The 17,992-nt window shown below is 45.6% G+C and carries 19 protein-coding genes; 10 read left to right on the top strand and 9 right to left on the bottom strand.

Features of this window, described 5'->3' with window-relative positions:
• Positions 1-78: 78 nt before the first annotated feature.
• The 10 genes from LRY47_RS02650 (at position 79) to LRY47_RS02695 (ending at position 7,639) form a co-directional block, all read left to right on the top strand.
• Complete coding sequence (locus tag LRY47_RS02650) at positions 79-522, top strand: Rrf2 family transcriptional regulator (protein ID WP_295222336.1); 444 nt, start codon at positions 79-81, stop codon at positions 520-522.
• A complete protein-coding gene (locus LRY47_RS02655) occupies positions 523-1,923 on the top strand; it encodes a cbb3-type cytochrome c oxidase subunit I (RefSeq protein WP_295222338.1) in 1,401 nt (466 codons plus the stop codon).
• Between the two features lie 11 nt (positions 1,924-1,934).
• The gene (locus LRY47_RS02660) at positions 1,935-2,819 is read left to right on the top strand and encodes a cbb3-type cytochrome c oxidase subunit II (RefSeq protein ID WP_295222339.1); all 885 of its coding nucleotides are present in this window, start codon (positions 1,935-1,937) and stop codon (positions 2,817-2,819) included.
• An 18-nt stretch (positions 2,820-2,837) separates the two neighbouring features.
• The gene (locus tag LRY47_RS02665) at positions 2,838-3,032 is read left to right on the top strand and encodes a cbb3-type cytochrome c oxidase N-terminal domain-containing protein (RefSeq protein ID WP_295222341.1); all 195 of its coding nucleotides are present in this window, start codon (positions 2,838-2,840) and stop codon (positions 3,030-3,032) included.
• A gap of 151 nt (positions 3,033-3,183) precedes the next feature.
• Positions 3,184-3,330: a CcoQ/FixQ family Cbb3-type cytochrome c oxidase assembly chaperone gene (locus LRY47_RS02670; protein ID WP_295222343.1), complete on the top strand. Its 147-nt coding sequence runs from the start codon at positions 3,184-3,186 to the stop codon at positions 3,328-3,330.
• Positions 3,323-4,564, top strand: coding sequence for a 4Fe-4S binding protein (locus LRY47_RS02675; protein WP_295222345.1), 1,242 nt, complete (start codon positions 3,323-3,325; stop codon positions 4,562-4,564). The genes LRY47_RS02670 and LRY47_RS02675 overlap by 8 nt, the downstream gene beginning before the upstream one ends.
• Positions 4,561-4,995, top strand: a complete 435-nt coding sequence (locus LRY47_RS02680) for a FixH family protein (protein WP_295222347.1) — start codon at positions 4,561-4,563, stop codon at positions 4,993-4,995. Before LRY47_RS02675 ends, LRY47_RS02680 begins: the two co-directional genes overlap by 4 nt.
• Before the next feature lie 101 nt (positions 4,996-5,096).
• Positions 5,097-5,246, top strand: coding sequence for a cbb3-type cytochrome oxidase assembly protein CcoS (ccoS, locus tag LRY47_RS02685; protein ID WP_295222349.1), 150 nt, complete (start codon positions 5,097-5,099; stop codon positions 5,244-5,246).
• On the top strand, positions 5,230-6,906 hold the full coding sequence (locus LRY47_RS02690) for a heavy metal translocating P-type ATPase (protein ID WP_295222351.1): 1,677 nt from the start codon (positions 5,230-5,232) through the stop codon (positions 6,904-6,906). Before ccoS ends, LRY47_RS02690 begins: the two co-directional genes overlap by 17 nt.
• Positions 6,890-7,639: an HAD-IC family P-type ATPase gene (locus LRY47_RS02695; protein ID WP_366043148.1), complete on the top strand. Its 750-nt coding sequence runs from the start codon at positions 6,890-6,892 to the stop codon at positions 7,637-7,639. Before LRY47_RS02690 ends, LRY47_RS02695 begins: the two co-directional genes overlap by 17 nt.
• On the opposite strand, the gene LRY47_RS02700 is transcribed toward LRY47_RS02695, so the two are convergent.
• The 9 genes from LRY47_RS02700 to LRY47_RS02740 all read right to left on the bottom strand — a co-directional run bounded on the left by LRY47_RS02700 (position 7,640) and on the right by LRY47_RS02740 (position 17,927).
• Positions 7,640-8,299, bottom strand: a complete 660-nt coding sequence (locus tag LRY47_RS02700) for a sulfite exporter TauE/SafE family protein (protein ID WP_295222352.1) — start codon at positions 8,297-8,299, stop codon at positions 7,640-7,642.
• Position 8,300: 1 nt separating this feature from the next.
• The gene (locus LRY47_RS02705) at positions 8,301-8,750 is read right to left on the bottom strand and encodes a hypothetical protein (protein WP_295222354.1); all 450 of its coding nucleotides are present in this window, start codon (positions 8,748-8,750) and stop codon (positions 8,301-8,303) included.
• 111 nt (positions 8,751-8,861) lie between these two features.
• The gene (locus LRY47_RS02710) at positions 8,862-10,145 is read right to left on the bottom strand and encodes a TolC family protein (protein ID WP_295222356.1); all 1,284 of its coding nucleotides are present in this window, start codon (positions 10,143-10,145) and stop codon (positions 8,862-8,864) included.
• A complete protein-coding gene (locus tag LRY47_RS02715; protein ID WP_295222358.1) occupies positions 10,142-13,240 on the bottom strand; it encodes an efflux RND transporter permease subunit in 3,099 nt (1,032 codons plus the stop codon). The genes LRY47_RS02710 and LRY47_RS02715 overlap by 4 nt, the downstream gene beginning before the upstream one ends.
• A gap of 8 nt (positions 13,241-13,248) precedes the next feature.
• Positions 13,249-14,391: an efflux RND transporter periplasmic adaptor subunit gene (locus tag LRY47_RS02720; protein ID WP_295222359.1), complete on the bottom strand. Its 1,143-nt coding sequence runs from the start codon at positions 14,389-14,391 to the stop codon at positions 13,249-13,251.
• A gap of 11 nt (positions 14,392-14,402) precedes the next feature.
• Complete coding sequence (locus tag LRY47_RS02725) at positions 14,403-14,993, bottom strand: TetR/AcrR family transcriptional regulator (protein ID WP_295222361.1); 591 nt, start codon at positions 14,991-14,993, stop codon at positions 14,403-14,405.
• A gap of 87 nt (positions 14,994-15,080) precedes the next feature.
• The gene (locus LRY47_RS02730) at positions 15,081-16,526 is read right to left on the bottom strand and encodes a diguanylate cyclase (protein WP_295222363.1); all 1,446 of its coding nucleotides are present in this window, start codon (positions 16,524-16,526) and stop codon (positions 15,081-15,083) included.
• Positions 16,527-16,635: 109 nt separating this feature from the next.
• On the bottom strand, positions 16,636-16,923 hold the full coding sequence (locus LRY47_RS02735) for a DUF1330 domain-containing protein (protein ID WP_295222364.1): 288 nt from the start codon (positions 16,921-16,923) through the stop codon (positions 16,636-16,638).
• Positions 16,924-16,934: 11 nt separating this feature from the next.
• Positions 16,935-17,927: a Fic family protein gene (locus LRY47_RS02740; RefSeq protein WP_295222365.1), complete on the bottom strand. Its 993-nt coding sequence runs from the start codon at positions 17,925-17,927 to the stop codon at positions 16,935-16,937.
• Between the last annotated feature and the right edge of the window lie 65 nt (positions 17,928-17,992).

Raw genomic sequence — 17,992 nt, forward strand, 5'->3', positions numbered from 1 at the left:
GGCTATTTAGATATTTTTTGTATCTTTTGTTGACAAAGCTCTCACACAAGATGTATTGTTTACCTGAGAGGTATACAATTGGATTCATTCATACTGCGTGAAGAAGACTACGCCATCAGGATTATTGTGTTTCTGGCAACCGTCGGCAAACAGGTCAAAACCGACGACATCTGCCGTACTCTCTATCTTTCCCGTCCGATAGTTGTCAAAATAATAAACAAACTCAAAAACTGCGGTTTTATCATAACAAAAACAGGAAAAGACGGCGGTCTGACCATCAGCGACCATACACTGGAAGCCAGCATGTATGACATTCTCGCCTGCATGGGCTTCACCGGAAGGGTGAACTCCTGCAAAACAGACAACGCCACCTGCCAGCTATTCCCCATCTGCAAGATCAACAGACTTTTCAGCAATATCCAGAAAGATATCGAGGATAGGCTGAAACAGGCAAAGATAAAAGAGTTTCTTTTTAACGGTAACGAACTGTTTTCAAAATCCAAATCAATGCAGGAGGTCTGAATGAACAACGAGTTTCATTACGACTACAAGACGGTGCAGGGCTTTGTTCTCTCCGCCATCTTCTGGGGTGTTATTGGTCTTGTGATCGGTCTTCTTATCTCTGCTCAGCTCTGGGATGCTAACCTTAATTTTGGTGAGTATTTCTCATACGGCAGACTTAGAACCCTTCACACCAATGTTCTGGCATACGGGCTCGGAATCGGAGCCGAATTCGGTATATTCTATTATATCGTTATGAGGCTGACAAAGAGACCGCTCGTTCTTCCGAAACTGGCGCGCTTTCACCTTTGGCTTTTCAACGTAGGCATGGTGCTTGCAACGCTTTCACTTTTCATCGGTATGAACCAGTCTCTTGAATATGCCGAGTTTGAATGGCCCATCGACGTTGCGATAGTTATCCTTTGGGTTATTTTCGCAATCAACGTTCTTGGCAACGTATTCACAAGAAAAGAGAAAAACATGTACGTTTCTCTCTGGTATGTAATAGCGACAATCATAACAGTGGCTATTCTGTACATCGTGAACAACCTTGCGATCCCCGCATCGCTGACAAAATCCTATCACATCTTCGCAGGTGTAAACAGTGCGAACGTGGAATGGTGGTACGGACACAACGCAGTGGGTTTCCTTTTCACAACCCCTATACTGGCAATGTTCTACTATTTCCTTCCCAAATCGACAGGGCTGCCTATATACAGCCACAGACTTTCCATCATCTCTTTCTGGTCGCTGATATTCGCATATCTCTGGACAGGAGCGCACCACCTTGTGTACACTCCCCTGCCCGACTGGATTCAGACACTGGGTATCGCCTTCACTCTGTTCCTCATCGCTCCGTCATGGGGTTCTGTTGTGAACGGTTATTTCACAGTGGACAAAGACTGGTCTAAGATGAGAAATAACTACCTGACAAAATTCTTCATTGTCGGTATCACATTCTATGGTCTTCAGACAATTCAGGGTCCCTCTCAGGGTATCAGGGTCATCAGCTCCCTTATCCACTACACAGACTGGGTTCCCGGACACGTTCACATGGGTACAATGGGCTGGGTTACAATGGTAATCTGCGCATCAGTTTACTATATGCTCCCCGCTATGTACAAAACTGAAATATACAGCGAAAAACTTGCAAACATCCACTTCTGGATAGTTCTTGTGGGACAGCTTATGTTCTCCATCACTATGTGGATCACAGGTATCCAGCAAGGCGCTATGTGGAAGATGACAAACTCCGACGGCTCGCTCCAGTACACCTTTATGGAGACGCTGGTGCGCAACTATCCTTACTGGCAGATGAGAACCGTTGCCGGTGTGATATTTGTTGTCGGTATGCTGTTCTTCGTATATAACGTGCTTATGACAATCAAAAAAGGCAACGACCTTGCCAAACAGGCAGCGTAAGGAGGCACACGATGAGCAATCACGAAAACTCACTTTACAGCAAAGCCGTCCTGTTCGCAGTTGTTGCTGCGGTAACAGTACTAATCGGTACAATAGTGACAGTGTTCGTTCCCATGTTCACAGCGGGAATGCACCCAAAAAACGATAACCTTCAGCCTTTCACCGCTCTGCAGCTTGCAGGACGCGATGTTTATCAGGCAGAGGGCTGCGTTAACTGCCACACTCAGACAGTTCGTCCTCTTAAAGCCGACGTTCTGAGATACGGTGAATACTCTAAAGCAGGCGAATTTGCTTATGACAGACCCTTCCTTTGGGGTTCAAAACGTACAGGTCCCGACCTTGCGAGAATCGGCGGCAAATATCCTGACGAGTGGCATATTCAGCACTTTGAGAACCCTCAGGCGTTCTTTCCGATGTCTAACATGCCCAAATATACATGGCTGAAAAACAAGCCTCTTAATGCTTCCGAAACTCTGGCACACATGAAAGCGCTTGGCTTCCCCTACACAGATGAGGATGCCAAAGCTCTTGAATCTTCAACACAGCTTGACGCTCTGGTAGCCTATATGCAGGTTATCGGTACATCAGTTGCAAGAAAAGAAGCTATTGTTGTTGATCCTTCCATGATAGAATCTGCAAATCCCTTTGCAGGCAAACCCGAATCCATAGCAGCAGGTCAGGCTATTTACAAAGCTGAATGTGCCGGCTGCCACGGACAGAACGCAGAAGGCAACATCGGCGCATCCATATCTGACTACGCACAGGGCGAACCCGCTGACACAGACACCTACATAACCGTTGCAAACGGTCTTGAAGGCGCTATGCCCGCTTTTGCAGGACAGCTCAGCAAAGAAAAGATATGGTCTGTTGTTTCTTACATCAACAGCCTTAAATAACAGGGAAGAGGTGCTAATATGAAAGAGGAATTCGATAACCTTGAAGAATTCACAAGGGAAGACACCGAACATGCACTTCCCCTTGGTTGGCTGATACTTTTCATCGGGCTCATCGTTTTCGGCATATACTATGTGTACGCCTACACACCCGCCTTCACAGGCTGGTCGCAGGAAAAAGCGTTTGAAGAGTCCATGCAGGCACAGCCTAAGTAACCTATCAATAACGAGAAAGGGAGCTTAGGCTCCCTTTCCTTTTAAAAAAATGAGATCGCCCGTCGCTTCCGCTCCTCGCGAAGACAGGTTTCGTCTCTGCGGAAAAGTGCAAAAGACTGACGAAGCAATCTCAAAAAACAAGGAGGCTACTATGATTGGGAGCGTTTACTCCTTTCTTTTCTACGGACTGTCGCTGACGGTCATCTTTGCCGTGATAATCTTCTACTACTACTCAAAAAAAAGAAAAGACGCGGTTGAGGAAGCAAAATACAAAATGTTGGAAGATGACGATGATTAATCTGCAAAAATACCGTTGGGCGGTGAGGCTATTCAACACCGCCTTATTCCTTCTTATCCCGTGGCTCGTTGTGGGCGGTCACAGCGCTGTGCGCTTTGACATCCCTTCCATGCGCCTTTTTTTCTTCGGCGCATCCGTTTGGATAGAAAACTTCTTTATTCTGCTTATATTTACTTTTTTTATTACTTTCCTCGGAATACTTATAACCCAGCTTTACGGACGTATCTGGTGCGGGTGGTTCTGCCCACACACGGTGATGATAAATCTCACATGGTTCTTTGACAGGAAAAAACTGAATTTTATCAATAAGGTTCTTAATCATATACTGGTGTTTCTGGTTAGTATCATCGCGAGCGTAACTATCGTATTCTATTTCGTTTCGCCATATGATTTCTTCCGCGATCTGGCGGTCGGAAATCTGAGCAGTGTTACGGCATGGTTCTGCATAGTTCTTACTGTGCTGACATATTTCAGCTTCACGCTGATACGCTATAAGTTCTGTACAACTGTATGCCCCTACTCCAAACTGCAATCCATCATGTTTGACAAGAACACGCTGATAGTGGCATTCGACCCCGCCACAGCCGACAGATGCATCAAATGCAACGCCTGCGTTAAAACCTGCCCCGTGGGACTTGATATCCGCAAAGGTCTGGTTTCCGCCTGCATAAACTGCGGACAATGCATCACCGCCTGCGCTAAGGTTATGAAGAAGAAACAATACCCCAGTCTCGTGCATTACATCTTCGGTTTTGATAAGCAGAAGAACCCGTTCCGCGTGAACGTGCTGATAACAGGTGTTGTAACGCTGATATTCGGCGTTGCCTTCTTATGGATGGCGGCGACAACTAAACCTTTTGAGTTTCAGGTTCTTCCCAACCAGATGTTTATGCCCAGAGAAAAGGACGAGCGTATAATAAACTCATATGAACTCGTGCTTAAGAATATCTCCGACAAAGACATTTCTTTCAGTTTAGACGTGGTCGGCACAGACGGTTATGAACTCCAATATGAAAAACCACTCACCGTCAAACCCACGGAAAGTGTTAAGAGAACTGTATTCCTGTTCATACCTGCTGAAAAACTGGAGAAATTTCCTATATTGTCTCTTAATATGAGGGCAATACCGGATAACGGTGAAATGAAACCCCAAGAGAGCGAATTCAGCTTCCGAAGACCGATAAAGGCTAAGAGACATAAAGATAAAGAAAAAGACCGTGAGGAAAAAGAATGAAAATATCTCTTTTGATTTTTCTTGTAGGCTTTCTGACCATCGCGCCGAGTATTTATATAGGTATTAAATACTTCGACGGCAAGGTTACGGAAAAACCCTATGAAACAGGGCTTGAGTATGACAAGTGCGAAAAGATCATAAAAGATAACGGTCTGGCGCTTGAAAATATTAAAACAGTCAAGAACGGCGACAAAGTTTTGATTGAATTTGCTCTGGCAAACTCATCAGGCGTGGCTGTTACTGACGAAAAATTCGTTGTGGAACGTCCCGCAACAAACGGCGACATGGTGTACATCACCCCTCAGACCGACGGAAAGCTCTATAAAGCGGAGTTTCCCGTTAACGGATACGGAAATTTTGTTCTTGAGGTTCGTGCGAAAGTAGCTGCGGACGAAATTGCCCTCAGGAAGAATTTTTATATCAATCAATAAGCAGGAGGTTTTATTATGAAACTCGGAACAGTAGTAATGATAGTTTCGCTTATCGCAATGATAGGCATCCCCCTCTTTTTCGCGATGAAATTCGCTAACTGATGGGCGCACTTTATATCATGATCCCCATCTCCCTCATTTTGGGAGTGGTTGTCCTTGCCGTTTTTCTTTGGGCGGGCAAAAGCGGGGAGTTTGAAGACATGGAAGGACCGAAATACCGTATGATGGATGATGATGACGACGACAAGTGAGAAGGTTGTTCAATGTTCCCACTGTATGCAGGACGTCAACAGAAACCAGTCAATACAGGAGTGTATCGACGGTCAGGATGTCTTTTTTTGCTGCCACGGCTGTGCGGGTGCCTATAAGATACTCAAAACAGAAGGGCTTGGCAAATTTTACACGAAAAGAGAGGGCGAATGGGAATCAGGAGCCGTGTCGAATGTCAAGGTGTCCGAAGACCTGTTCTTCGACAGCATCAAGGAGACAGACACAGGCTATGAAGTTGACATCGCTCTCAGCGGCATACGCTGTGCCGCATGTATCTGGCTGATAGAGACCTACATATCAAAGGCTGAAGGGGTGGAGTCAGTTCGAGTGAACTACGCCACCCACAAAGCCCGCATAAGATGGACGAAAGGCAGTATAACTCTTGCCGAGATAATCGACAGAATAACTTCAATAGGCTACTGCCCTCTTCCCATAAGCAAATCATCCGTTGAAACCATCTACGAAAACGAAAAGAAAGATTATTTTTACCGATTTTCCATAGCCGCATTCTTCACAATGCAGCTCATGATTTACACCGTTGCCCTGTACGCCGGATATTTTCAGGGCATCAACGCGGGTTTGAAGGACTTTTTTGAATATATTGCGTGGTTCCTCTGCACACCTGTAATGTTCTATTCGGGATTCCCGTTCATCAAAAGCTCTTTACAGGCAATACGCAAAGGTCACACCACCATGGACACCCTCATCTTTCTGGGGTCGTTCACAGCATACGTTTACAGCATTTTTGCACTGTTTCTGGGTAAAGAGATATATTTTGACACCACGGCAAACATCATAACCCTCATTCTGCTTGGGCGCTACATTGAGGCAGGAGCAAAGGTAAGAACCTCAAACGCAGTATCGAAGCTTCTGACATATCAGCCATCACAGGTGCGCCTGATAGAGGATTTCGCTCCGGAAAAGCCGTATGAATCGGTAATGGTGCATGTCAAGCAGGTGCGCGCAGGACAATATCTCGAAGTTTTACCCGGAGATTCAGTACCTGCCGACGGATACATTGTTAAAGGCAGTACGGAGATAAACGAATCAATGCTCACAGGCGAAGCCACCCCTAAGTATAAATCAGAGGGTGAGAAGGTTTTTGCCGGAACTATAAACATCAACGGAAGTATAGTAGTCCGGATTGAGCAGGTGGGTGCAACAACAACCCTTTCAAAGATAGTTCAGGCTGTGGAGGATGCGCAATCATCCAAAGCCCCCATACAGAACGTTGCCGACAAGGTTGTGGCATGGTTTGTCCCGGTGATACTCGCCATCTCAGCTTTAACTTTTTTGTTTTGGTATCTGCACAGCGGCGAAATACTCACTTCTGTCATGACGGCGGTTTCAGTGCTTGTAATAGCCTGTCCATGCGCTCTGGGACTTGCAACGCCACTTGCCATACTTATCGCAACCTCAAAGATAACCAAGCTGGGTGCGGTGGCAAAATCCGGTGATATCATAGAAAGATACAGCAAGGCAAACGTATTCCTGTTCGACAAGACAGGAACAATCACAAAAGGCGAGCTGAAAGTTGAAGAGGTTATAGCCGACGACAAAAAAAACGACTCTGGCTCTGGCGGCATCGCTGGAGAAGAACTCCTCCCACCTTATAGCAAAAGCTATAACGGCTGCATATGAAGACGATTTCCTCCCTGTATCCGATTTCACTGAGGTACCGGGCAAAGGAGTTGTCGGGTTAGTATACGGTCAAAAAGTATCGGTGGGAACGAAAGCTTTCATGGCTGAAAACGGCATCTTTGTACCGGAAACTTCTGACGCAGGACATACAATCGCCTGTGTGGGCATAAACGGCACTTTTTCAGGAATGATAACCCTTTCAGACAGCATCCGTGAAAATGCGTCTGACGTACTTAGCTATATAAACAAAAAAGGAATGAAATCCGTCATTATAACCGGAGACAACAAAGCCGCGGCAGAAAAGCTGATCGGTAAACTCGGTATCAACGGGCTGGAATATGTTTCAGACGTAACTCCTTTTCAGAAAGCGGACATAGTCAGACAATACCAATCAGATAAAAACATATGCGTTATGATTGGGGACGGGATAAATGATGCTCCCGCGCTTACAACTGCCGACGTTGGCGTAGCCATCGGCAACGGAACGGATATCGCTATAGAAAGTTCAGACATTGTGCTTATGCGTGACGAACTGCCCATGCTTACAACTCTGCATGAGACATCGGTCAAGACCCTGAGGATAATCAAAGAAAATCTGTTCTGGGCTTTTTCTTACAATATTGTGATGGTGCCTCTGGCAGTGACAGGAAAGGTGCATCCGGTTTTCAGCGCCGCGCTGATGAGCATCAGCAGTCTGCTGGTGGTCTTCAATTCACTGAGAATCAACAGATAGTCACATCCTGATTCCCGACCATATGAAAAAAGCTCCCATAACAACCATTATCACCAGTGAAAGAGCGTTGAAGAAACCTCTGCGTGCCATTAGAAAATTGCCAAAGACGGAAGCCGCAAGGAGCGCAGCCATTGTGCCTGTGCCGAAAAAAAGCATGGAAAGAAGCCCACGCAAGGCATCCGCAGAGGACGCGGATGCTATGATTACCCCGTAGAGGGGTCCGCAGGGAAGAAAACCCAATATAAGACCTGTCAGATAAGGGGTTTTCGGTTGGAATCTCTTTATCTTGTCCGCAACGTCGACACGACCTATTTTACTCTCAAGTTTATTCATAAAATTATAGCCTGAAAAAGCAAAAACACCGTACAACACCAGAAAGATACCCGCAAATATAGCCGCCGCTTTCTGAATACCCGCCAGATTGCCGACAACCTGTACCATACTGCCAACCAGACCTGCTATCAGTCCCAGAAAACAATAGGTTGTTATCCTGCCGAGGTTATATTTGATGTGCGGAAGAAAAAGTGCTCGGTAGCCTTTTCTCTCTCCGACAAAACGACCTGAAATATATAGAACGAACGGATGACACATCCCCAGACAATGACCGAAACCGACTGAAAAACCGAGGGTAAGGAAACCCAGATAAGAGAGTTCTTCCACATTAATCCTTTATATTGAACAGGAAGACCTTTTCAATCTGTCCGCCTTCATGTCCGAACGCAAGCTTGCCATACCACTCTTTCCCGCCGAAAATACATTTAGGAAGCGTAACTTTGGCGGTGTATCCTGTACTTGCTTTTTGCAGATTAGCTTTATAAAGTCCCATATCCATGGACATATTGAACAGGATATGCCCCTGAGAGATATTTACGGGTTTGCCGTCCTTTTCTATGAAAACTCGGAACACAATCTCCGAAAACGGTCTTGCCGGGCGGGTCATGTCTATTTTGATTTTATATCCGCCCTGCTCTATCGTTACAGGATTGTCAGTGACATCCCTTTTTTTATCGTAGTTAATGACAAATCTTTCCGCCGCAAAGCTGGGAGCTGTAAAGCAGAACACTGCCAGTATGAATGATATTGCTCCTACAGCTATCTTCAAACGATTCATCGGAACACCTCAATTAATAATAACACATCGGTATTAATAATCAAAACCCGATGTTTTTCAATAGTATAATTTGTTCGGAGCGAAAAAAAGGCTCCGAAAGGAGCCTTTGATTTATAAACTGTCTCTCTCGCCTATTATTCCGGCAGACCAGAGCAGATTCGCATATTGCACCCGATAGTCTCGCCATGCCTGTGCAAGCCTGACCTGTGCATTTCTGAGGTTATACTCCGCATCATCAACTTCCAGTTTAGTTTTAACACCGTAAGAATATCCTTTCTCCGCCATGTCCAGAAGCTTCGCCGCCTCGTCAACAGTGCCGCCGGCAGCGTCTATAACTTCCACCGCCTCTTTAACACGGCTTACAGCCTGACGCACATCAAGCGAAACGGAATCCTCCGTCTGCAACTGCTGTATCTTTATCTTCCGCAGGTCGCTCTGAGCCTGAATCACCTTTCCTCTGGTCTCAAGACCGTCGAAAAATGGAAACGACATCTTTATACCTGCGTTCCATGTGGTCAGATTCTTTTCATCATCCCCTTCAAGCCTTATACGGTCGTAGGAACCTTCAAGATCAAGCCTCGGTTTATCACCGGCGCGGCTCACCTGCACCAGTTCCTTGTTGAAATCCACCATCAGCTTTTTGTCCAGTATTTCAGGACGGTTTGCCATTGCAGATTTCAGCACGACCGCATAATCTGCCGTCTCGACACTCTCCGGTTTAAGTTCCCCATCTGCGTCGATATCGTAGTTTATGCCGAGTATATATTTAAGATTATCCTTGGCAATACTAAGGTTGTTGTTATAGGTTATCACGTCAGGCTGTGCGTTTTTCAATGCTACACGGGCAGACAGAACATCGTAATCCGTTGCAGTACCGAGCTTATATTTCTTTTCGGCTTCTGCAAGGTGCCTTTCGCGCTGTTTCACGTTCTCCTGAGCGATATAAAGAAGTCTTCTGGTGAGCAGAATATCTGTAAAAGCCACCGTAACGTCCCTGACAGCCGCCTGTCTGTACATTCTGAGCTGTTCGTCACCTGTGCGGAGTCCGATCTTTGCCGCGCGTATAGCCGCACCGACCTGCCCCCATGTGAAAAGAGCCTGTTTAACAGATACTCCCGCATTATACTGGTTAAACACATCAGAATTGACCGCGGAACCTGTCGAAGCATCTTTTGCCCTGGCAACGCCTCCGTAAAGTGTTGCTGTCGGCAGAGCCGCCGAACGCTCTTCAACATACACACCCTCAAGGTATGTCATGTATTCCTTTGCCTGCTCGACACTCTTGTTCTTTTCCATAGCTATATTAATCGCATCTTTCAGCGTCAGCATTTTCACATCCTGCGCAAACGCCGCCAGAGGCAGCATTATCATTAAAGATAAAAGTATTTTTTTCATGCGTGTCCTCCAAACCCGAAGAACTTTTTAAGCCTGACTGCGAAATCATCCAGCAGTGTGTAGACCACAGGCACGACAACCAGCGTCAGTATAGTAGAGGTTATCAGACCGCCGATAACCGCTCTCGCCATAGGTGCGCGCATTTCGGCACCTGCGCCGATAGCAAGCGCCAGCGGAAGCATACCGAATATCATCGCAAGGGTTGTCATCATAATAGGTCGGAATCTTGTTCGCCCCGCCTGAATGAGTGCCTCCGTACGTTCCATGCCTGCTGCGCGCAGATGTTTGGCATAATCTATAAGCAGGATGGCGTTCTTCGTAACCAGACCCATCAGCATGATAAGACCTATCAGCGACATGATGTTTATGGTGTCGCCTGTGAGGTGCAGCATACCCGCCATACCAAGTATGGAGAGCGGCAGAGAGAACATGATGGCGAAAGGTTCTATGAACGACTCAAACTGCGCGGCAAGAACCAGATAGACCATCAGAACCGCCAGAATGAGGGCTTCCGCCATATACCCGAACGATTCAGCCATATCCTCGCCCTCTCCTGCGAAAGAAAACTCATATCCGGGGTCGGTCTTTATAGTCGGGATAACATCTGCCTTCACAAGGTTAACCGCAGTACCGATGGGCAGATCGTCAAGGTTCGCCATAACGTCCACCTTCCTCTCAAGATCCTGCCTGTTAATTTGAGAAGGTGTTGTATCTACTTCATATGATGCTATGTTTCGCAGTGTCACAAGCGTATTAACGCCATCCTTGCTCTGCACGGCAAGCTTCAGGTTCATGAGCTGTTCAGGATTCTGCCTGTATTTTTCGCCTAATCTCACCCTTATATCCACAGCGTCACCGTCGGATTCCTCGTATGTCGAAGCCACAGTACCTCCAAAAAGAGCACTTACGGTGTTAACGACATCCTGCGAATTAAGTCCGACTGCCGCGGCTTTATCTCTGTCCACTTTGATCCTGTATTCCGGCGTGTCATCTTCAAGAGAGGTGTCGATGTCAACTATCCCTTTTATCTGAGACATCTTATCTTTCATCTCCGCGGAGTATTTTTTCAGCAGGTCAATATCACTGCCCTGAATTGTCACCACCAGAGGTTTATTTGAACTGCCGAGACCGCCAGCCTCTTCTATTGATGTACGAACTCCAGCAACGCCTGTGAAGCGTTTTCTGAAGTCCTGTTCAATCTCTTTCTGACTTCTGTCTCTGTTATCTTTAGACTTAAGTTTCACATACAAAACGCCTTTACGCACAACACCGTTATCGCCGGCGCCTATGGTGCCGTATGTATGATCAACCTCCGGCACATCTTTAACAGCGGCAAGCATGGCATTCAGCCTGTTCTCACTTTCGTATATTGAAGCATCCGGCGCAGTGGTGAAACTGATCTGAAACTCACCTTTGTCCTCTTCGGTCATAAATGCACCTTCCAGCGTGCCGAAAAGGAACAGACCAAGAAAAAATGCCAGTGAAGTAACAACTGAAATTGTAATCCGGTGGTTCAAAGCCCATCTCACGGCACCTTTATAGCTGTCAGCAATCCTGTCAAAGAACAAATTGAATTTATGAACCTGTCTGCCCAGCCATGTACCCTGCGGATTTCCTATGGCAGGGTCATGCCAGCGGGAAGAGAGCATCGGGTCAAGTGTAAACGATACCAGCAGAGAAACGGCAACAGCAAACGCAACTGTCATTCCGAACGAAAAGAAGAATTTACCGACTATGCCCTTCATGAACGCCACCGGAATGAAAACCGCCATGACCGACAGTGTTGTCGCCATAACTGCAAGCCCGATCTCCGCCGTACCTTCCTTCGCCGCCGTCATGTGGTCTTTTCCCATTTCAACGTGCCGCACGATGTTCTCCCGAACAACGATGGCATCGTCGATAAGCATACCGATTGCAAGTGACAGCGCCATCAAAGTCATAACGTTGAGGCTCATCCCCAGTGCGTAGATGGCTATGAATGATGAAATAACCGAAATAGGCAGAGTCAGACCAGTAATAACAGTTGATCGCCATGAGTTTATGAAAAGGAAAACTATCAGCACAGTCAGTATACCGCCGATGATTATCGTATGCTGAACGTCCTCAAGCGAATCGCGAATCTGCTGTGACGCATCGCGCACGATTGTGAGCTTTACGTCTGCCGGCATATCCTTCTCTATTTTCTGAACGCGGTCGAGAACGTCATCCACAACCTGCACCACGTTAGCGCCCGACTGCTTAATTACGTCAAGAGACACGGCAGGATTACCGTTATAAAGGGATGTAGTACGTTTTTCCTCAATACCGTCAACTATATCAGCAACTTCTGAAAGTCTTACTGCTCTCCCGTCTAAAGATGTGACGGTGAGATTGTTCAGCTCGTCAACGTATTCGCTTTTTCCGGATACCCGCACTGAATATTCGCCGCTCTTTTTTGTCATACGCCCAAGAGGAGTGTTCACGTTCTCCTGTTTTATACCGTCCATAACTGATTTTATGGATACGCCCAGGCTTTCGAGTTTAAGCGGGTCAATTACAACATTTACCTCTTTTTCAGAGGAACCGATAAGGTTAACCTTTCCAACGCCCTGAATGGATTCCAGACGTTTTTTGACAACTTTATCAACAACATCCGTAAGCTCTCTGGGAGAAAGAACTTTTGACTCCGCAGCCACGGAAACAATGGGCATATCGTTGAAATCTATCTTCTGAATGACAGGTTCTTCTATGTCATCAGGGAGATCGCTTCTGATAGCGCTTATCTTGGCGCGAACCTCAGGGTTCACCGCGTCTATATCCACCTCAAGCTCAAATTCCACAACCACGGTGGAAACGCCTTCAGATGAATATGAATATATTTTTTTAACGCCAGCAACAGGGTTTACAGCCTCTTCTATCTTTTTGCTGACCTCTGTTTCAACTGTCTGCGCTGATGCACCTTCATATTTCGTAACAACTGATATTACAGGAATATCAACGTTAGGGAACTCCTCAACAGATAGTCTGTTGTATGAAAAAACACCCAGCACCACCAATGTCAGCATTATGACAGTGGCGAATACGGGACGCTTTATTGAAAGATCGGAAAGAAACATCCTCTCACCTATTTCCCTGCGGAGACCTTGTCTCCGTCTTTAACAGTAAAGCCGCCTCTGACGACAACATTATCGCCGTCGTTAAGTCCTGAGGTCACTTCAACCATTCCGTTATGCACATGCCCGATCGAAACATCCTTAAGCACTGCGATACCGTCCTTCACAATGTATACCTTTGCTTTGCGCGCGGCGTTGTCATTGCCGAGAAGAACGGACTGGGGCAGGAGAAACACCATGCTTCTATTTCCGGTAAATATCTTAGCTTTCGCAAAAAAACCGGATTTAAGAAGATTTTCATTGTTTTTAACTTCGATGTTCACCTTTACTGATCTGTCTGCAGTGTCCACCTGCGGATTCACATAAGCCACTTTTCCTTCAAAAACCTTGTCTGGAAAAGCATCCACAGTAAATTCAACGCGGCTTCCAACACCCACACCGGCTATATCCACAGTAGGGATACTCACATTCAGATCATAAATGCTTTCGTCAATTATGCTGAACAGTGTTCCGCTGTTATCACCGCCAGCCATATCGCCGACATTCGCATTGCGTGCAGCAATTGTTCCTGAAATCGGAGCCACTATATCAGACTTGCCAAGACGTATCGCCGCCTGTCTGTAATCTTCCTGAGCCGCAGCTACCTGCGCATGCGCGGATGACACGCGAGCCTTTGCCGCTGCCATCTCCGTGTTCGCGTCATCAAGCTGCTGCTGTGTCGCAAGACCGGACTGTTTTAGGTTCTGCATCCTCACAAGTTCTCTGTCAGCTTTGATGAGATAAGTTTGAGATTCAAGGTACGCAGCTTTTGCATTTTCCGCCGAGGCTTTCGCTCTGGCGGCTGTTGCGGCAAGCTCATCAGAATCTATTCTTGCAAGAAGTTCGCCTTTTTTGACCTTAACCCAATCATTTACATAGACCTCGCGAATCTTTCCCGAAATCTCGGAACGCACGTCCGCACTGTATTTTGCGGTCAGGTTTCCTGTGGATTCAACATAGCTCTCCACTTCCTGAGCGTTAACTACAGATGTTTCGACAGCAATACCGCTGTCACTCTTAACTTCTTCCTGTTTATCCTTCTTCCTTCCTGACAGAGCCACTATCACAATAACGGCAAGCACCGCAATGGCAATATAGATAATCTTCTTTTTCATCCAAAAAACCTCTATTTATTTATTAATACTTTATCAAAAAGTTTATTGATCAGACGACGCAGATCGTCATTGGTCATTTTTACTGAACACTCTATCATCCTGGTATCAAAACAGAAAAACAGAACTGAAAGAAGGATGGTGCAAAAATCGGTAACATCGATTAATTCAAGTTCACCATTTTCAATACCTTTCTGCAGGATGTAAGACAGTTTATCCGCCATACGAATGTGAAATTCCTTAAAATCTACCTGCGGTGCACCCTGAGGAGGTCCGTAAATCATGGCGTGTATCAGCCTTACATACTCCATACGTTTTTCCTGAACATCCATAAGGTCGATGAACATGCTTAATATCATCTCATGTGCAGACACACCGCTCAGAGGATATTTTTCCATGATCGCTTCAAATTCAACAAAAGCATAGTTCATTATTTCAGTGTAAATTCCTGCCTTGTTTTTAAAATAGTAGTAGAGCATCGGCTTTGTGACCTTAGCCTCCTGCACTATCATACTTACGGAAGTTGCAGAATAACCTTTTGATACAAACAACTTCACTGCTGCTTCCAGCAATCTGTGCCTTGCATCGTCTTTTAAATTGTCCATTTTCTCACCTGTTTACCTATCGGTAGGTAAACACCAAATAAGCAGAAAAGTCAAGATTTGCTTGTTGCAGAAAGTATGGAAAAAATGTCAGGCTGTTCGGATGGTGTTGTGACCGCAGCTCTTAGCTTCGGCAAGAGCGGTTTCCGCACGGAATGTCATGCTTGCTTCTGTTTCATAGTTTGCGTGTGGTGAGATACCTGCACAGAGCTTGACGATCTCATTCTCTGTGAGCCTAAGTATCTTTGCGTCTGTATTGACAGCTTCAAGCACCTTCATTGCGATGTGATTTGCCCCTTCGGAAGCGGCACCGATTATAACCATAAATTTGTCGCCGTTCCATCTTGCTACTGTGCTGTCAGTTCCGACAGTCTCTTTGATTATGGATGCAATACGCTCAAGTATCATATCGCCGCAGATGTGACCATATCGGTCATTAATTCCTCTAAAATCATCAATATCGAACAATATAAGTGAAAAGTCTTTAGAGGCTGCAATCTGCATATTAAAAAGACGTATGAACTCCTGCCTGTTGAAACAACCGATGAGCGCATCGCTTCCCGGTTCGGTCTCCAGCTTGCTGTGGTAATAGTTTATAACGGCTATGATAACGCCGAGTATCAGCAGGGTGAGTATAAAACCTATCATCGTGTTCTTTATGAAATTCTGCCATATTGTTTTAAGAGCGGAATTCTGATTCTGAACAACAAGCAGGAACCAGTTAAATTCAGGAATATATCTCGATGTCAGAAGCATATGACCGTTTTCACCGTCATATTCGAAATTGCCGGAAATATATGACACCTGCAATATCTGCGAGGCTATCTCACCTATTCCCGGAGCTTTTTTTATGTTTGACTCGCTGATGACAGTGTTTCTGGCGCTCACCTGAATATTTCCGTCCATATCGACAAGAAAGATGTCTCTGTCGTATCTGACCTGATATTCGGAAAGCAGGTTCTTAATACGTTCCAGCTCAAGCCCGACACCAGTGACACCCAGCAGTTTATGGTCGTAATCGTGTACGCGGTGGTTAATGAATATAGTCATGGTGTTGCGTTCCGCCTGATTGGTATCAACGGTCAGCTCATAGGGTTCGTGTTTCGCGGTAAAATCGTAATACCATTTGTCGCGGGGAACGTCTTTTGATATCTTTTTCAGGATACCGTCGTAATAGTAATAGTTTCCGGTTTGAGCGGAAACAAAGAACGACGCGAAAAAGTCATATTTGTGCTTAATGTGTGTGAGATATTTTTTTATCTGCGCAACGTTCTTTTCGCCGCCTATTGCCCAGTCCTTAACAAAAGTATCGTTTGCCATCAGAGACGAAATGAATACCGGGCGCATGAGGTCGCGCTGTATCTCGGAATAGATGTTGTCACGGGTAAGCGGAAGAGAAGTGTTGATTATGCTGCTGCGCAGTGAATCCTTTGCGGCCTGATAGCTCACAATGTTGGTTATAAAATAACCTGAAAACACTAGTACACTGATGAATATGAACAGGTAAACCCTGCTCACAAGCTTCTTTCCAGCCATTAACTTCTCCGGGGCTTTTTGTAATAATAATTCAAATATGCATGATTAATTATTGTACATTAAAAATATAAAAACAACAGTTAAAGATATAAACAAACTGAAAATAACCTTATACACCTTCAAACATGATCACTCTGTAATCGGCACCGAGGAATCTGTGCGCTCTGGCTTTTTTATATTCTTCGCTGTCATACCACGCCAGAGCATCCTGTCTTGTGGGAAATTCCAGCAGAACGGTTCCGAGGGCTTCAGGACCTTCCAGAGTTTCTATTTCGCCGTACGCCGCGAGCCTCTTCATGTTTCTTCCTGCCGCAGCAGCCGGCACGAGCTTTCCGTATTCCTTTATCTCGTTCTGGTCTTTAACTCTTTCCTTAATAAATATGACGTAATACGGCATAAAAATGTCTCCTATATTTTAAGTTTATCATTTCTAAGGTCAAAATCCTCGTGGGTATACCATTCCCTGCCCTGCTTAACGGCAATGAAGTTGCGCCTCTCAGTCAGTTTTTTGAGATTAAGTATGGAAAGCCCTGTTTTGATGCTGCCCAAAGGTTTCAGAACATAGCCTTTCTCTTTCACAAGCAGACTGCATATGTACATGTCCAGACTGTCGGAAAGCAGTTCCTCAATCATATCGGTCATCTTTTCAGCCGTAATCTCATACAATTTATCAGGGATATTGTGATACGACTGGGGTAATGTCAGAGTGAACCCCATCTGCTCTTTAAATTCTTTTATGGCAGCAAAATACGCGTTAATGTCTTCATCCTCGCCGCGTATGGATATCAGAGGAAGACCGCACGCAATCAGTATATAGTTCGTAAGGATGCGCCCTACACGTCCGTTTCCGTCTTCAAAGGGATGGATAGCTTCAAAATAGCAGTGCTGTTTTGCGACAAAACCGATGAGTTCCTTTATATTTATTCTTTTCGTGCGGTATGCATCCACACGGGAATTGATGTAGTCCAGATACATATCCAGAAGAAGCGGAACATCCACATAATCAGGATATTTCCCGCCGTCGGGAGCGGACATCTCGTCGCGGCGCAGACCTGCGTACTGGTTTTCATCCAGCATCAGTATACCGTTCAGCTTTCTGAAATCTTCAAAAACCAGACTGAAAGTTCCCTTTACCTTATCCGCAAACGCCTGATCATAGTAAACTGTTGCCGCCTTATGATATCTCAGGGCTTTCGCCGCATTGGCGGAATGAGGTGGTTCTTTTTCGGCAAGGACAGCTTCTGCCTCTTTCAAAGACACATAAAAGCCTTCTATCATAACCGAATTGCGCGCTTCTTCTGTAAGTATGCCGCACCATTCAGGCTTATAAACGGCGGGTTTGCTGATTCCGCCCAGATTTTTCAGTATATTTATACGCTTTCCGAGAAGCTCGTATAACATGCCCCACCGCAATATTTTAATGATAAAATAATATACCGTTTATAATTATCTACAATACCAAATTG

This window comes from Seleniivibrio sp., assembly GCF_021209385.1.
Classification (GTDB): domain Bacteria; phylum Chrysiogenota; class Deferribacteres; order Deferribacterales; family Geovibrionaceae; genus Seleniivibrio.

What these genes read in the sequence shown, in the direction of transcription:
- LRY47_RS02655 (WP_295222338.1), top strand. Translation starts at nt 523, where the DNA reads ATGAACAACGAGTTTCATTACGACTACAAGACGGTGCAGGGCTTTGTT.
- LRY47_RS02660 (WP_295222339.1), top strand. Translation starts at nt 1,935, where the DNA reads ATGAGCAATCACGAAAACTCACTTTACAGCAAAGCCGTCCTGTTCGCA.
- LRY47_RS02665 (WP_295222341.1), top strand. Translation starts at nt 2,838, where the DNA reads ATGAAAGAGGAATTCGATAACCTTGAAGAATTCACAAGGGAAGACACC.
- LRY47_RS02670 (WP_295222343.1), top strand. Translation starts at nt 3,184, where the DNA reads ATGATTGGGAGCGTTTACTCCTTTCTTTTCTACGGACTGTCGCTGACG.
- LRY47_RS02675 (WP_295222345.1), top strand. Translation starts at nt 3,323, where the DNA reads ATGATTAATCTGCAAAAATACCGTTGGGCGGTGAGGCTATTCAACACC.
- LRY47_RS02680 (WP_295222347.1), top strand. Translation starts at nt 4,561, where the DNA reads ATGAAAATATCTCTTTTGATTTTTCTTGTAGGCTTTCTGACCATCGCG.
- ccoS (WP_295222349.1), top strand. Translation starts at nt 5,097, where the DNA reads ATGGGCGCACTTTATATCATGATCCCCATCTCCCTCATTTTGGGAGTG.
- LRY47_RS02690 (WP_295222351.1), top strand. Translation starts at nt 5,230, where the DNA reads ATGACGACGACAAGTGAGAAGGTTGTTCAATGTTCCCACTGTATGCAG.
- LRY47_RS02705 (WP_295222354.1), bottom strand. Translation starts at nt 8,750, where the DNA reads ATGAATCGTTTGAAGATAGCTGTAGGAGCAATATCATTCATACTGGCA.
- LRY47_RS02710 (WP_295222356.1), bottom strand. Translation starts at nt 10,145, where the DNA reads ATGAAAAAAATACTTTTATCTTTAATGATAATGCTGCCTCTGGCGGCG.
- LRY47_RS02715 (WP_295222358.1), bottom strand. Translation starts at nt 13,240, where the DNA reads ATGTTTCTTTCCGATCTTTCAATAAAGCGTCCCGTATTCGCCACTGTC.
- LRY47_RS02720 (WP_295222359.1), bottom strand. Translation starts at nt 14,391, where the DNA reads ATGAAAAAGAAGATTATCTATATTGCCATTGCGGTGCTTGCCGTTATT.
- LRY47_RS02725 (WP_295222361.1), bottom strand. Translation starts at nt 14,993, where the DNA reads ATGGACAATTTAAAAGACGATGCAAGGCACAGATTGCTGGAAGCAGCA.
- LRY47_RS02730 (WP_295222363.1), bottom strand. Translation starts at nt 16,526, where the DNA reads ATGGCTGGAAAGAAGCTTGTGAGCAGGGTTTACCTGTTCATATTCATC.
- LRY47_RS02735 (WP_295222364.1), bottom strand. Translation starts at nt 16,923, where the DNA reads ATGCCGTATTACGTCATATTTATTAAGGAAAGAGTTAAAGACCAGAAC.
- LRY47_RS02740 (WP_295222365.1), bottom strand. Translation starts at nt 17,927, where the DNA reads ATGTTATACGAGCTTCTCGGAAAGCGTATAAATATACTGAAAAATCTG.